Here is a 14967-nt window from a genome sequence, read left to right on the forward strand (position 1 = left end):
TGTGAAAAAGACAAACGCTCCGTGCGCTTATTCGCCTGCTTTCTCAATCACTTTTTTCATTTTTTTTGCAAATTCTTTACGGGGTAGCATCACACTGTGCTGGCAACCAAGACATTTAATCCGGACATCCATCCCCATTCGGATGATTTTCCAGCGGTTTTCTCCGCATGGATGCTGCTTTTTCATCTCCACGACATCATGCAATGCAAACTCCTTATCAGCCATGCCAGGTGCCTCCTTCCCTCTACTGTCCTATGCTCGTCTATTATACACGAAACAGGCTGGAAGGAATAGCCGTCCTCTCTATCTTCTACAGCGAACGATGATGAAAAATCGGATAAAGCAAAATTGCAGCGAAAACATATAAATTCAGTACCCCATATAACGGATAAAGAATGGCAATTAAGTTGGAAAAGCCGAACGTCGTCAACGGCGACATGATGGCAATCAGCAATAAAGCGAGCAGCCACGCCGGTCCTTTGATCCAGTCCTTCATCCGCGAAAGCAGCCCAAATACTCCCGCCGCGGCTGTCGTATAAATCGCCATCCACAACAGCAAGGTCATAATTAACACCATATAATAAGGATAGTGCTTTAAAATGGCGAATAACGGAATTTCGTAAAGCATAATATCGCCTGCGACCTGGAGAAGGGACTCATTATAAAGAAAGGAGACACTTCCAAGCGCGAGACCGCTGCCAATGCTGGCAATCCAAATTTCCCCCTTATGCTTCATTTCATCGCCAATTGCCGCCAAAACGGCGACCAGTGGCAAAATATTCAAGGCAGTAAAGGTTAAAGCCGACGGCCAGTTGCTCTGCTCGTCCAAAGAAAGGTGAATTGGAAAGCCCTGCAGCGACTGAAAAGCAATTAATACTCCAACTAGACAAAAAATCAAAATTGGAATTAGAATCGCATTCATCGCTGTCACCCCTTTCGTATCCCACACGAATAAGAGAACGACAAAGCCGCCTAAAATAACGGTTCCGAGCCAATAAGGAAACTGAAATACTTCCAGCGTCGCCCCTCCCCCGGCCAGCATAATGACGGTCGTTGAAAAAAGATAAAGCATAATCATAAAATCATAGAGCTTCGTCAGCTGCTTTCCCATTAACAGCTGGAGGACGGGGAGATAATGGCGCGATTTATGCGTATAGCTGATCGTCATAATCACCATACAGCAAATTGTAAAAAGAATGGTAAATAATAGAATTGCTAGTCCACTTTCCGCTCCAAAAAATTCCCATAATTCCCTGCCGGAAGCATAGCCTGCCCCGATCATCGTTCCTATGATCAGGAACATCCATTTCAGTCCATTTGCCCACATCCCCATCGCTCCTTTAATCCGTATGTATAGAAAGGAAAAACTTTCCGTATACTATTACTATTATGGTAAAGGAGGCGATGATATGAGTACAAACCATCGTCTATTCGCAAAAAAACATTCTCCCTTACGTGTTCACATGGAAGCAGAAGGAGTTATTGACGTATTAGCAGATCAGCTCACTTGTATGACGAAGAACCATACGCGATCCGATTTGGTTATTATTTGTATCGGGACAGATCGCTCAACCGGCGATTCATTGGGACCTTTAATTGGCTCCATTCTTGCCCATCAAAACCTGCGCCACTTTATCGTGTACGGGACGCTTGAGCATCCTGTCCATGCAGTTAATTTAAAGGACAAATTAGCGGACATCAAAAATAAGCATCCACGCTCTTTTATTTTGGCGATAGATGCTTGTTTAGGACGATTATCGGGAGTTGGCAAAATTACATTAGCTGAAGGACCTCTCCATCCCGGAGCTGCGGTTCAGAAGAAACTCCCCGAAGTTGGCGATATTCATATGACCGGGATTGTTAATATTGGCGGAATGATGGATTATTTCATTCTCCAAAATACACGGCTGTTTACCGTCGTTCAAATGGCTGAGACGATGGCAGCTTCTATTAAAAAGGCAGACGAGAAGCTGCCTGAAAAGGAAACACGTCCTTCCTTTTTCCGTGCTCTCAGCTTAAAATCAACCTCAAAAGAAGGGGATGTTTCATAAGGAGTAACCAGCCTTTTGAACCATCCCTATTTCCTCATGGAACCTTATCCGAAAGCCTGTTGGATCTCCTTTAATGCTCGAATGAGCGTCTCTACTTCTTCTTTTGTATTGTAGGGACCGAAACTGACGCGAACGAGCCCACTGTCACTCGTCTCGAGCACTTGATGGGTTTGCGGAGCGCAATGAAGACCGGCCCTCACAGCAATTTGATAATGTTCATCCAAAATAATCGCCAGTTCATGACTGCCAATCCCCTCCAAAGAAAAAGAAGCAACAGCGACCCGTTTCGACAAATCCATCGGGCCGTAATGTTTCAGTCCGCTGATCTGCTCTGTCTCTTCTATAAAAAGTGTTAATAACGCCTGCTCATGCTCATAAATCGATGTGATCCCTTTTTCAATGATCGCCTCGATTCCTGCCGCGAGACCGGCAATACCCGGGGTATTCAAGGTACCAGCTTCATATCGGTCCGGCCATATATGCGGTTGATGTGGCAGCTCAGAATAACTCCCCGTTCCCCCTTCAACGAGAGGAAGCAAGTCATAATCTTCCCTGCTTATGAGAACACCTGTCCCTTGTGGACCGAGCAGCGATTTATGACCAGCAAAAGCGAGCAGATCGATCCCATCGTTCTCTAGGTCAATCGGCAACGTTCCTGCTGTCTGGGAAGCGTCAAGCAGAACAGCAATCTGATTTTCTTTTGCGAAGGAAGCCAGCTGATTCATTTGAACAAACGCACCCGTTACGTTAGAAGCATGACTGATGGCGAACATTTTTGTTTTCGCTGTGCATGCTTCGATCAACGCCTGAGCTGTAATTTCACCTTCGTCATTTGGCTTTACATAGGTGACATCTATCCCTTTATCTCGTTTCAGTCGTTCAAGCGGCCGCAGCACAGAGTTATGTTCAAATGCTGTCGTGACGACATGATCGCCCTCGGCAAAGCGAAATCCGAACAAGGCTTGATTTAACGCCATCGTCGCATTTTGATAAAACCAGACATGTTTGGGATGTGGCGCACCAAAGAACGTTGCCAGCTTTGTTCTTGCCTCATCTACTGCCAGGCGGGCACGTTCAGCGAGAACATGTCCGCCGCGCCCTGGATTTGCAGCATACTGCGTAACCGCTTCATACATGGCATCAGCAACCGCTTTTGGCTTTGGAAATGAAGAAGCAGCGTGATCAAAATAAATCATCTCTTAGTCTCCTCTTCTTTATTTATCTGTTCATTCACGTCGTTTTATAAATAGAAAAACTGACTCAACTATCAATGAGCCAGTTTTCATGTTACACCTTTTCTTCCACATTTAACAATTGAATGATTCGTTCCAGATCTTCATCCGAAAAAAATTCAATCTCAATTTTCCCTTTTCGCTTTCCCGGTTTAATCGCGACTGATGTACCTAAGCGGCTGCGTAGCGCCTCTTGATGAGTCTGCAAAAATGGAGAAAGCTTTGTTTTTTTTCGTTTTGTTTCACGTGGAACATGCTCATTTACTTGATTGACCAGGCTTTCAACCTCACGAACGCTTAATCTCTCCTGTAAGATTTTTTCAAGAAGAGCAGAAAGCTTTCTCTTATCCTTTAACCCTAGCAAAGCGCGGCCGTGCCCCATTGAAAGTTTGCCGTCTGAAATGAATTGCTGCACCACTTTTGGAAGCTGCAGCAGCCGCAGATGATTGGCAATATGAGGACGGCTTTTTCCAAGACGGGCCGCCAGCTGCTCCTGGGTCAACGAGAGCTGCTCCATCACCTTTTCATAAGCGACAGCCTCTTCAATTGGATTCAGGTCTTCCCGCTGTAAATTTTCAATCAAAGCGAGCTCCATCATCTTCTGTTCGTCAAATTCCTTTACAATGACGGGAACTTCTTTCAAACCGGCTTTTTGTGCAGCCCGATAGCGCCGCTCGCCAACTACAATTTCGTAGCCTTTGATGCTTTTTCTCGCCGTGATTGGCTGCAGAATGCCATGCTCGGTAATGGAATCAGCAAGCTCCGCAATCGATTCATCTGAAAATGATTGGCGAGGTTGATACGGATTTGGTCGCAATTCTTTAATGGCAACTTGTACAATCTGATCTTTCAGCTCACCTGACTGGTCAGGAAATAACGCCTGTAACCCTTTACCTAACCCTTTCGCCACTTGCTACCACTTCCTTTGCTAATTCTATATAGACATCGGCTCCCCGTGATTTCGCGTCATAGACAATAATCGGCTGTCCGTGACTTGGAGCCTCTCCTAAACGAACATTTCGTGGAATGATTGTTTCAAATACTTTCTCTCGGAAGTATTTTTTGACTTCATCAATCACCTGGATCCCCAAATTCGTCCGGGCATCAAGCATCGTTAGCAGTACTCCTTCAATTTCAAGCTCTGTATTTAAATGCTTTTGCACGAGTCGGACCGTATTCAGCAATTGACTTAATCCTTCCAGTGCATAATATTCACATTGAACCGGGATTAATACTGCATCAGAAGCCGTCAGTGCATTAATCGTCAATAAACCTAAGGAAGGTGGACAATCAATAAAAATATAATCGTATTTATCAGAGATGGCGGCTAACGCTCTTTTCAGACGAACCTCCCGGGAAATCGTCGGAACGAGCTCGATTTCAGCGCCCGACAATTGAATCGTTGAAGGCAAAACTTCCAACCCTGCTAAAGGAGTAGAACGAATGACTTCAGTCGCGTCTACATCTTCCACAAGAATGTCATAAATGCATTCATCGACTTCCCCCTTCTCCACACCAACCCCACTTGTTGCATTCCCTTGTGGGTCGATGTCGACAAGCAATACCTTTTTGCCTAAATGAGCTAAACACGCGCTTAAATTGACAGCTGTCGTCGTTTTTCCGACGCCACCTTTTTGATTCGCTACAGAAATAATTCTGGCCACACTGTCACCTGCTTTCCGTCCAAACATTCGCATTGCTGCTTTTATTCTACCATAATTATTTGCATTCGTTTTCAGAAAGTTATAAATCGTAACTTCTGCGGATGTCAAAATAACCAATTATCGTCTTTTCAGCTTCAACCTTTTAAAAAAACCCCCGACAATCTTTTTTGTCAGGGGAGACAACATCCAGAACGATACTACTTCCTGAACGTTCTTCCAAAAATAAATAATAGAATCAAGTTAATCTGTTGGGAATGGCTATCCTCGCCACAAGCCCGTTGTGAGAAACCTACTCACAACGGGCTTTAGAAGATCGTGACGGTTACATTCATTGCTTAAAACAACCTTTCGCCCCATTCTCTATTTTATTTCTTTGGAATGCGAATGGTGAATTGATAGAATTCCTCATGTTCTTCTTCATCTGTATCGACATGTAACCCACTTTTCATGACCATATCAACTGACTGTCTGATCGTATTCATCGCAATCCGCATATCCTTAGAATAGGACTTTCTTTTTGGCTTCTTTTTCGGGGCAGGTTGTCCCTCAAGAAGGAGTTTGACCCTCTCTTCTGTCTGTTTCACATTCAATTGCTTTTCTTTTATTTCATCCAAAAGCTTAGTTTGAAGCTGTTGATCCTTTAAGGCTAATAACGCGCGCGCATGCCGTTCTGATATGTCCCTGTTCATGATAGCTGTTTGTACGATTTCCGGAAGGTGAAGCAATCTCAGCTTGTTGGCAACCGTTGATTGGCCTTTTCCTAATCGTTGGGCTAAGCTTTCCTGGGTTAATCCGTGGATTTCAATTAATTTCGCATAAGCGACCGCTTCTTCTATCGCCGTCAACCCTTCTCGTTGGAGATTCTCAATTAAAGCTATAGAAGCCGTCTGGGAATCATTAAATTCTTTTATAATGGCAGGGATCGTTTCCCATCCGAGTGACGTTACAGCTCGCCATCTTCTTTCCCCTGCAATGATTTCATACTTTCCGTCACGTTCTCTGACCACAATTGGCTGAATGACACCATGGGTACGAATCGTTTGGGCTAGCTCATCAATTCGCTCCTGGTCAAATACGGTCCGGGGCTGAAAACGATTAGGAACAATCTCGGTAATTTTAAGCTGCTTTACCTCTTCATTCCCACTCACTTCAACCTCTTCCTGCTTATCACTAAAGCCAAAAAGGCGGGAAAACGGTTGCTTCATCGCCTGACACCACCTTCTGATAGTAACCGTCTTTCTACATTCGACATTTGTTGATCATGTCCTGCTTTTCTCTCTAGTTCTTTTATATCGCTCACATAAGATACCGTCAAGTGAAATTTCCGTGAGGCTATGCCAAAAGTTGCTTTGCAGCAGCCTGTGAAACAATGAGTCGATGTTTCACGTGAAACATCTTTTTTATAAAGACGCTTTATTCGGTGTTCCAGGTTTGCGCGGGTATTTCTTCGGTGTAGGTTTATTCTTTTTAATATGAATAATATGCCGTTCGCTTTCTTCAATTGGCAGGCGGAAGTGATAGTCGCACACAACTTCCCCTCCGAGCAATGATAAGGCCTTGGAAGCATCAGCCACCTCTTCTGCTCCTCCTGCCCCTTTCATCGCCAAAAAGTCGCCATTTTTTTTCACCAGCGGCAAACAAAGCTCAGCCAAAACCGACATTCTCGCCACCGCCCGGGCAGTGGCAATATCGTAGGCCTCACGGTGCAAAGGGTTTTGACCAAATGTTTCCGCACGATCATGATAAAATGACACATCCGTCAGCTCCAATTCCGCGGCAAGATGCTCTAAAAAATGGATTCGTTTCTTTAAGGAATCAACAATGCTGACATGCAGCTCAGGAAAAAGAATCTTGAGCGGAATGCTTGGAAAACCGGCACCAGCGCCAACATCAATTAAGCGCTGACCCGGTTGAAAGGAATAGTAGAAAGCAGCCGACAAGGAATCATAAAAATGTTTCATATATACTTCATCGACTTCAGTGATCGCCGTCAAATTCATTTTTTCATTCCATTCGACAAGCAGCTGAAAATACGAAAAGAATTGCTCTTCCTGTTTCGTCGACAGCCTTATTCCTTTTTCTTCTAATAAAGGTATAAATTGTTTTTTACTCATCCGTTCGCTCCGTTTTATTGGATTTTTGCCAATCTGCCTTGTTCTAAATAAACGAGTAAAATGGAAATATCCGCCGGATTCACACCGGATACACGAGAAGCCTGACCAACGGACAGCGGTCGAACCTCGCTCAGTTTTTGCTTAGCCTCTGAAGCAAGACCGTTAATCGCAAAGTAATCAAGATCTTCTGGGATTTTTTTGTTTTCCATCTTTTGCGCTCGCTCCACTTGCTGAAGCTGCTTTTCAATATACCCTTCATACTTCACTTGAATTTCAACCTGCTCCGTAACATCCTCACTCAACGTCTCTGACGGCGGCTCAATCACTTTAGCAACATCCTTGTAGCCGAGCTCTGGGCGCTTTAAGAGCATCGTCGCGCGAACTGCTTCCTGCAACGGTGCTGATCCGGTTTCTTCCAACAGTTGAGCCAGCTCGGGCGATGGCTTGACGATAATCGATTCAAGCCGCTTTTTCTCCGCCTCGATCTGCGCTTTCTTCACCAAAAAGCGCTCGTATCGTTCGTCTGGAATGAGTCCGATTTGGTGACCAAGCTCTGTCAAACGAAGATCGGCATTATCATGGCGTAAAAGCAGGCGATATTCAGCCCGTGATGTCAGCAGGCGGTACGGCTCATTCGTTCCTTTTGTGACAAGGTCATCAATGAGGACGCCGATATAGGCATCAGAGCGGTCAAGAATAACGCCCTCCTCCCCCTTTGCCTTGCGGGCTGCATTAATGCCTGCCATAATTCCTTGTCCGGCTGCTTCCTCATAACCGGATGTTCCGTTAATTTGGCCGGCGGTAAACAAGCCTTCAACAGCTTTTGTTTCCAATGTCGGCCAGAGCTGCGTCGGCACAATCGCATCATACTCAATCGCATAACCAGGACGCATCATCCGCACTTCCTGCAGCCCGGGAATGCTTTTTAACATGTTTAATTGGACGTCTTCCGGCAAGCTCGTTGACAGCCCCTGTACATATACTTCAGATGTATTGCGTCCTTCAGGCTCCAAAAAGATTTGATGACGCGGCTTATCCGAAAAGCGAACAATCTTATCTTCTATTGATGGACAATAACGCGGTCCCGTCCCTTCAATGACCCCGGAATACATCGGCGAACGATTTAAATTGCCGGAAATGATCTGATGGGTTTCCTCGCTCGTATACGTTAACCAGCACGGAAGCTGATCGGTAATATACTTCGTCGTTTCATAGGAAAATGCCCGCGGCTGGTCATCTCCCGGTTGAATTTCTGTCTGCGAATAATCGATCGTGCTCCCGTTCACACGCGGCGGTGTGCCCGTTTTAAAGCGAACCATGTCAAACCCGAGTTCCTGTAAATGGTAAGACAGCTGCACAGACGGCTGCATATTGTTCGGCCCGCTTTCGTACGCCAGCTCCCCGAGGATAATTTTTCCGCGCAAGTACGTTCCGGTCGTAATCACAACAGCCTTGGCATAATACTTTGCTCCGGTATTCGTTTCTACTCCTCGGCAGACGCCATCCTCGACGATCAGACGCTCGACCATTCCCTGTCTGAGCAAAAGGTTTTCCTGCTCCTCAATCGTCTTTTTCATTTCATGCTGATACATGAATTTGTCAGCCTGCGCCCGCAGCGCTCTTACTGCCGGGCCTTTCCCCGTATTAAGCATTCGCATTTGAATATGGGTTTTATCGATATTTCTGCCCATTTCACCGCCAAGCGCATCAATTTCCCGGACAACAATCCCTTTTGCCGGGCCTCCTACAGAAGGGTTACATGGCATAAACGCCACGGCATCAAGATTTAACGTCAGCATAAGCGTATTCGCGCCCATTCTTGCAGAGGCAAGCCCCGCCTCGACACCTGCATGGCCGGCTCCAATGACGATCACGTCAAAATGACCACCATCATAACTCATTTTCAACTACCTCCTTATATCTTCTATTTCCCAAGACAAAACTGTGAAAAAAGCTGATCAATCAAGCTTTCCTGTACACTCTCACCAATAATTTCACCGAGCAGCTCCCATGTACGCGTAATATCGATTTGCACGATATCGATCGGGACATCGGCTTCTATTCCGTCCAGTGCGTCTGTAATCGTCGCTTTTGCCTGCTCCAGCAAGGCAATATGCCTGGAATTGGAGACATAGGTCATATCTCCGCTCTCTATGCCTCCGCCAAAAAACAACTCAGCGATCGCCTGTTCCAACTGATCTACTCCTTCATCATGAAGAAGGGAGGTCGTGACAAGCTGCTCTTTTTCAGCTAATTCCCGAACCTCTTCCATATTTATTTTCCGCGGCAGGTCCGTTTTATTGACAATGACGATCACATTCATGCCGGCCACCGCTTCAAACAACGCCCGGTCTTCAGGCGAAAGCTCCTCGCCATAGTTTAAAACGAGCAAGATCAAGTCAGCTTCCTTTAACACCTGACGCGACCGTTCGACGCCGATTCTTTCAACGATATCCTCGGTTTCCCGGATTCCTGCTGTATCGACAAGCCGTAGAGGTACCCCCCTGACATTGACATACTCTTCAATTACATCCCGCGTTGTGCCGGGAATATCGGTGACGATTGCCTTATTTTCATGAACAAGACTATTCAATAAGGAAGATTTGCCGACATTCGGACGTCCGATAATCACCGTCGAAAGTCCTTCACGCAATATTTTCCCTTGTGCCGCCGTACGAAGGAGCTTGTCGATTTCATTCTTTACAAACTCCGCTTTTTCCCGTAAAAGCGCATGCGTCATCGTCTCCGCGTCATATTCCGGGTAATCGATATTCACCTCGACATGGGCGACGGTCTCCAATAAAGCCTGGCGCAGCACTTGGACCTTTGTCGAGAGCCTTCCTTCGACCTGCTTCAAGGCAACATTCATCGCCTGGTCGGTTTTGGCGCGAATAAGGTCCATTACCCCCTCAGCTTGCGACAAATCAATTCTCCCATTAAGAAAGGCCCGTTTTGTAAATTCACCCGGTTCTGCTAAACGCGCCCCATTTTTCAGCGCGAGCTGGAGGACCCGGTTAACGGAAAGCAAGCCACCATGACAATTGATTTCAACGACATCTTCTCTCGTAAACGTCCGCGGCGCCCTCATCACCGACACCATCGCTTCTTCGATCAGCTCTTCCGTTGTGCGATCAATAATATGACCGTACACAATCGAATGAGAAGCGACTTCCGCAAGCGCGTCCTTACCTTTATACATCTTATCCGCAATCGAAATCGCTTCCTCTCCGCTTAAGCGGACAATTCCGATCGCTCCTTCTCCCAATGCGGTCGAGATCGCTGCAATTGTATCAGATTGCATGCTCACTCACCTCCTCCTCGCTTCATTATCTTCATTACGTTCTTATCTATTGTTCGGTTGCTTCGCTTCATTTCATACATATCCGTCTTTATCAGGTCCGGCAAAGAGCAACCGGAAACCTGTCATCTAAAAGATTAGAATAGCACAGCATGAGTGGAATTACCATGAACAGGCTGCTGCACAGTGCTGCAATCGGCTGCAAAAGTTTGCAGCGGCTCCACACATTGCTTAAGGGGTGTGCCAAAAGGGCTGATTCTCCTTTTGGCACACCCCCGAAACGGAGTCTGCACATTGCGCAGTAAGCCGCTGTCTCTTTTTCGGACGGAAGATCACCAATTGGAGACAGCCTGCTTTCATTTAGTTACGATTGATGAGGCTGAATGACGACATGACGCTTCAGCCCTTTTCCTTCTGAGACAGTTTCGACTCCTTCTACCCGCTGCAACGTCGTATGAATGATTTTCCGTTCAAGGGCATTCATCGGTTCAAGCGAAACACGCTCTTTTGTTGTTTTCACTTTATACGCAACCCGTTCGGCTAATTGCTCCAATGTTTGCCTGCGGCGTTCACGGTAGTTTTCTGCATCAAGCTCAATCCGGGTATACGTTCCATCCTGGCGGTTCGCGACAAGATTCGTCAAATACTCTAATGATTCAAGCGTTTGTCCCCGTTTGCCGATCAGACGGCCAAGTTCTTCTTCGCTTGATAGATTAAAGACAATATGCTCTCCCGCATCGTCCTTCGTAAGGGTCGCATTTACCTTCATCAACGCAACTGTTTGTTCCAAAAACTGAAACGCGACATCGACTGGATCAGGTAAAAGATGTGCTTCAATCATCGCAGGCTTTGAACCAAGAATACCGAAAAAACCTTTTTGAGGTTCCTGAACAACACGATAAGACAGCCTGTCTCTTGTTGTCTGTAATTCATTGATCGCCTTCTCGACAGCTTCATCTATCGTTTTTCCTGACACAATCACTTTTTTCACTTCTTTTTGCCTCCCGAACTGGCCTCAGCCACTTTGGATTTGCCGGCATTCGGTCCAGTTATGAAATAGGTTTGAACTATCATAAAGATATTACCAACTACCCAGTACAAAGTAAGCGCTGTTGGGAAGAAGATAGCAAACGCACAAATCATAATCGGCATCATATACAATAGAATTTTCATTTGCGGATTGTCCGGAACCATCATCATTTTCTGCTGGATAAACGTCGTAATACCGGCGACAACAGGCAAGATGTAATAGGGATCCGGAGCATCAAGCGCGAACCAGAGGAAATGATGTCCGCCAATTTCTTCCGTTCTCATAATCGCATGATAAAAGGCAAGCAAGATCGGCATTTGAATTAATAAAGGCAGACAGCCCGCTAACGGGTTAACGCCCTTTTCCTGGAACATCGCCATCATTTCCTGCTGGAGCTTCTGCTGTGTTTTCTGATCCTTCGCGCTGTACTTTTCACGCAGCTTGGCCATTTCAGGCTGAATCGCCTGCATCGCCTTCGCGCTCTTCGTCTGTTTAATCATTAACGGCAAAATTAACAGCCGCAGCAAAATCGTCACGACAACAATCGATAACCCAAAGTCATCATTAAATAAATCGGCAAAGTAAATGATTACCCATGAAAGAGGGTAAACAAGATAAGAATCCCAAAAACCCTCACTATTTTCATTAATTGGTTGGTCAACATCGAAGCAGCCCGTCATGACAACAAGCAGCCCAACCATCATCGCAACCAAGCCAAATTTTTTGAGCACGTGTTCTCCTCCTTGTTTCGCTTCTTTTCATCTATATGTTAACGCTTTACAGAAAAACGCGGTCGCGCTTTTCTTAAATGCATCGTGCCGGGCCTCTACAGCTGGCTGAAAGGAGCTTTCTTTCATCCTCGGCCTGTAACAAACGCAGCAGCAAGCTCTTTTTGTTCAGCTTCCACTACTTGTCACTCTCCCGCTTTGACGTTCTTTGTTTTAACGCACGGGCCTTTCTCAGCACATGCAGCATGCTTTGCTCGATTTCTTGTAAATTCATCTCTGCCGTCGGTTTTCTCGCAATCACTACATAATCAGCCCCTGCCTTAAGCTGCTCCCGCTTTGCCTGAAACACTTCCCGCACATAACGCTTAATTCGGTTCCGGGTAACCGCGTTTCCGACACGTTTGCTTACTGACAAACCTAATCGGAAACAGGTTTGTCCCTCTTTTGGCAGGATATAAAGAACGAACTGTCGATTCGCAACGGAATGACCTTGCTTAAAAACTAGAGAAAAATCTTCATTCTTTTTAATCCGCTGCTTTTTTTTCAACCTCTTCACTCCTTACTTGCCAGCGTCTCTCTCTTCCTCCCTCTTTCAGCGACATGGCCTCAAGATAAACATGAAGAAAAAGACCACTGACATTCAGTGGCCTATGCAGATAAAACTTTTCTTCCTTTACGACGACGACGCGCTAACACTTTACGGCCGTTTTTAGTGCTCATACGCGCACGGAAACCGTGGACTTTTTTACGCTTACGATTATTCGGTTGAAATGTTGGTTTTCCCATTTATTACACCTCCCTGAGGATACTATTCAAAAAGACATTCTTGTAAATTATAAGGAACATTAGGTGCAGTTGTCAAGAAACCTTTTCAACTTGTTTCTTTCCCTCTTTCCATTTTAACAGTCTACTAAATTTCTTTACAATCCTTCTAGCAATTTTTACATTTTATCTCTTGTGGATAATCATTTCTCGACACAATCCGACTTCTCCACAAAAATACTGACAACTTGTTCACATATCTTGTGCTGTGGATATCATTTGAACACAAGATGCTGTGTTATGTGGATAAATGCAACAAAGCGTTGCCACTCAAGCGTTTTTTTGCTATGATTAAGTTGTTTTCACTCGTGGACAGCAATCCACGGTCACAATCTTGTCCACAGTCTGTGGGTAACGTTGTGGACATCTTTTTTATCTTGTGAGTTTTTTTCTCCACAGCCTGTTCAAAAAAAACTTCGCGACGTTTTTCTACTATATTATATCCTTTTCACATTATATGTGCATATGTATATTTATACGAACGCATCTCATGATTGTACAAAGGTTGAACAGCTAAGCGGTTTGAATCGTTCATCGCCTTATACATACGGTAGATGCTTGTTTGGTATTGTATTGAAAAAAGGACAAGGAGGCGAAACTTTTGGAAAACATCCATGATTTATGGAACCAGGCTCTTGCTGAAATTGAAAAAAAGGTCAGCAAGCCTAGTTTTGAGACATGGTTAAAAGCGACAAAGGCGAATGACATCCAAAACGACGTCATTATTATTACGGCGCCGAATGAATTTGCCCGTGATTGGCTTGAAGATCATTATGCTGATTTAACCTCTGACACGATTGAACAGCTGACAGGAACCAGACTCCAGCCTAAATTTGTCATTCCTCAAAATGAAATGGAGGAAAGCTTTCTGATTGAGCCGGTGCCCAAGAAGCGGCCCGTGCAGGACAATGGCCAAACAAATCATGTGACGAAGACGATGCTGAACGATAAATATACGTTTGATACGTTCGTAATCGGTTCTGGGAACCGGTTTGCCCATGCGGCTTCACTCGCAGTCGCCGAAGCTCCGGCAAAAGCGTACAACCCCCTTTTCATTTATGGAGGGGTTGGACTTGGAAAGACGCATTTAATGCATGCGATCGGCCATTATGTGATGGATCATAACCCGAATGCGAAAGTTGTTTATTTATCTTCGGAGAAATTTACGAACGAATTTATCAATGCAATCCGTGATAACAAAGCCGTCCATTTTCGCAATAAATACCGAAATGTCGACGTGCTTCTAATAGATGATATTCAATTCTTAGCGGGAAAAGAACAAACTCAGGAAGAGTTTTTCCATACATTCAACGCACTTCACGAGGAATCAAAACAAATTGTCATTTCGAGTGACAGACCGCCGAAGGAGATCCCGACACTTGAGGATCGGCTTCGTTCCAGATTTGAATGGGGGTTAATTACCGACATCACCCCGCCAGATTTAGAAACGAGAATCGCGATTTTACGTAAGAAAGCGAAAGCGGAAAACCTTGATATTCCAAATGAAGTCATGCTTTATATCGCCAATCAAATCGACACGAATATCCGCGAGCTGGAAGGAGCTTTAATCCGGGTCGTCGCTTATTCCTCTCTCATTAATCAGGATATGAATGCCGATCTGGCCGCTGAAGCATTAAAGGACATCATTCCGAATTCGAAGCCGAAGGTGCTGACGATCACCGACATCCAAAAATTTGTCGGTGAGCACTATCATGTAAAGTTGGAGGATTTCAAAGCAAAAAAACGAACAAAATCCGTCGCTTTCCCGAGACAAATCGCCATGTATTTATCGAGAGAGCTGACAGATGCCTCCCTTCCTAAAATCGGAAGCGAATTTGGCGGCAGAGACCATACGACGGTGATTCATGCCCATGAAAAAATCTCCGCTTTGCTAGCAAGTGATCAGGAATTCCAGGCGAAAATTCAGGATTTAATGGACCAGCTTCGTACTTCTTAACTTTTTTATTTTGTGTGAATTGTGGATAATGTCTACTTGCCTATCAACATACTGCCCACATGTGGATAGGC

Annotated in this window: 15 protein-coding genes; 2 read left to right on the plus strand and 13 right to left on the minus strand. The window is 45.2% G+C overall.

Going from position 1 to position 14967, the window contains the following annotated elements:
* Positions 1-27: 27 nt before the first annotated feature.
* Entirely contained in the window at positions 28-225 is a 198-nt protein-coding gene (locus tag M3202_RS18110; protein WP_251195500.1) for a DUF951 domain-containing protein, read from the minus strand.
* Between the two features lie 85 nt (positions 226-310).
* A complete protein-coding gene (locus M3202_RS18115) occupies positions 311-1327 on the minus strand; it encodes a YkvI family membrane protein (protein ID WP_251224655.1) in 1017 nt (338 codons plus the stop codon).
* Between the two features lie 82 nt (positions 1328-1409).
* Between M3202_RS18115 and yyaC the strand changes: the two genes are divergently transcribed.
* Complete coding sequence (gene yyaC / locus M3202_RS18120; RefSeq protein WP_251224656.1) at positions 1410-2051, plus strand: spore protease YyaC; 642 nt, start codon at positions 1410-1412, stop codon at positions 2049-2051.
* A 44-nt stretch (positions 2052-2095) separates the two neighbouring features.
* Here yyaC and M3202_RS18125 read toward each other — a convergent pair whose 3' ends face one another.
* The 11 genes from M3202_RS18125 to rpmH form a co-directional block, all read right to left on the minus strand.
* Complete coding sequence (locus M3202_RS18125; protein WP_251224657.1) at positions 2096-3247, minus strand: aminotransferase class V-fold PLP-dependent enzyme; 1152 nt, start codon at positions 3245-3247, stop codon at positions 2096-2098.
* A gap of 91 nt (positions 3248-3338) precedes the next feature.
* Entirely contained in the window at positions 3339-4193 is an 855-nt protein-coding gene (locus M3202_RS18130) for a ParB/RepB/Spo0J family partition protein (protein WP_251224658.1), read from the minus strand.
* A complete protein-coding gene (locus tag M3202_RS18135) occupies positions 4174-4974 on the minus strand; it encodes a ParA family protein (protein ID WP_285890600.1) in 801 nt (266 codons plus the stop codon). Before M3202_RS18135 ends, M3202_RS18130 begins: the two co-directional genes overlap by 20 nt.
* Before the next feature lie 338 nt (positions 4975-5312).
* Entirely contained in the window at positions 5313-6152 is an 840-nt protein-coding gene (noc, locus tag M3202_RS18140) for a nucleoid occlusion protein (RefSeq protein ID WP_251224659.1), read from the minus strand.
* A 195-nt stretch (positions 6153-6347) separates the two neighbouring features.
* Positions 6348-7061: a 16S rRNA (guanine(527)-N(7))-methyltransferase RsmG gene (rsmG, locus tag M3202_RS18145; RefSeq protein WP_251224660.1), complete on the minus strand. Its 714-nt coding sequence runs from the start codon at positions 7059-7061 to the stop codon at positions 6348-6350.
* A 14-nt stretch (positions 7062-7075) separates the two neighbouring features.
* Positions 7076-8962: a tRNA uridine-5-carboxymethylaminomethyl(34) synthesis enzyme MnmG gene (gene mnmG / locus M3202_RS18150; RefSeq protein ID WP_251224661.1), complete on the minus strand. Its 1887-nt coding sequence runs from the start codon at positions 8960-8962 to the stop codon at positions 7076-7078.
* A 23-nt stretch (positions 8963-8985) separates the two neighbouring features.
* Positions 8986-10362 (minus strand): tRNA uridine-5-carboxymethylaminomethyl(34) synthesis GTPase MnmE, encoded by a 1377-nt coding sequence (gene mnmE, locus M3202_RS18155; protein WP_251224676.1) that lies wholly within the window; start codon positions 10360-10362, stop codon positions 8986-8988.
* Positions 10363-10723: 361 nt separating this feature from the next.
* Positions 10724-11350: an RNA-binding cell elongation regulator Jag/EloR gene (gene jag / locus M3202_RS18160; protein WP_251224662.1), complete on the minus strand. Its 627-nt coding sequence runs from the start codon at positions 11348-11350 to the stop codon at positions 10724-10726.
* Positions 11347-12120: a YidC family membrane integrase SpoIIIJ gene (gene spoIIIJ, locus M3202_RS18165; RefSeq protein WP_251224663.1), complete on the minus strand. Its 774-nt coding sequence runs from the start codon at positions 12118-12120 to the stop codon at positions 11347-11349. Before spoIIIJ ends, jag begins: the two co-directional genes overlap by 4 nt.
* Before the next feature lie 175 nt (positions 12121-12295).
* Positions 12296-12664 carry a ribonuclease P protein component gene (gene rnpA, locus M3202_RS18170; protein WP_251224664.1) on the minus strand — a complete coding sequence of 123 codons (369 nt, stop codon included), beginning with the start codon at positions 12662-12664 and terminating at the stop codon, positions 12296-12298.
* Positions 12665-12765: 101 nt separating this feature from the next.
* Complete coding sequence (rpmH, locus tag M3202_RS18175) at positions 12766-12903, minus strand: 50S ribosomal protein L34 (protein ID WP_003323480.1); 138 nt, start codon at positions 12901-12903, stop codon at positions 12766-12768.
* Positions 12904-13540: 637 nt separating this feature from the next.
* On the opposite strand from rpmH, the gene dnaA reads away from it, so the two are divergent.
* Positions 13541-14896, plus strand: a complete 1356-nt coding sequence (gene dnaA, locus M3202_RS18180) for a chromosomal replication initiator protein DnaA (protein ID WP_251224665.1) — start codon at positions 13541-13543, stop codon at positions 14894-14896.
* Positions 14897-14967 lie beyond the last annotated feature (71 nt).

This window comes from Halalkalibacter oceani (assembly GCF_023715605.1).
GTDB lineage: Bacteria > Bacillota > Bacilli > Bacillales > Bacillaceae_D > Halalkalibacter > Halalkalibacter oceani.

Coding starts and splice junctions, on each gene's coding strand:
- M3202_RS18110 (WP_251195500.1), bottom strand. CDS start 225: ATGGCTGATAAGGAGTTTGCATTGCATGATGTCGTGGAGATGAAAAAG.
- M3202_RS18115 (WP_251224655.1), bottom strand. CDS start 1,327: ATGTGGGCAAATGGACTGAAATGGATGTTCCTGATCATAGGAACGATG.
- yyaC (WP_251224656.1), top strand. CDS start 1,410: ATGAGTACAAACCATCGTCTATTCGCAAAAAAACATTCTCCCTTACGT.
- M3202_RS18125 (WP_251224657.1), bottom strand. CDS start 3,247: ATGATTTATTTTGATCACGCTGCTTCTTCATTTCCAAAGCCAAAAGCG.
- M3202_RS18135 (WP_285890600.1), bottom strand. CDS start 4,974: ATGTTTGGACGGAAAGCAGGTGACAGTGTGGCCAGAATTATTTCTGTA.
- noc (WP_251224659.1), bottom strand. CDS start 6,152: ATGAAGCAACCGTTTTCCCGCCTTTTTGGCTTTAGTGATAAGCAGGAA.
- rsmG (WP_251224660.1), bottom strand. CDS start 7,061: ATGAGTAAAAAACAATTTATACCTTTATTAGAAGAAAAAGGAATAAGG.
- mnmG (WP_251224661.1), bottom strand. CDS start 8,962: ATGAGTTATGATGGTGGTCATTTTGACGTGATCGTCATTGGAGCCGGC.
- mnmE (WP_251224676.1), bottom strand. CDS start 10,362: ATGCAATCTGATACAATTGCAGCGATCTCGACCGCATTGGGAGAAGGA.
- rpmH (WP_003323480.1), bottom strand. CDS start 12,903: ATGGGAAAACCAACATTTCAACCGAATAATCGTAAGCGTAAAAAAGTC.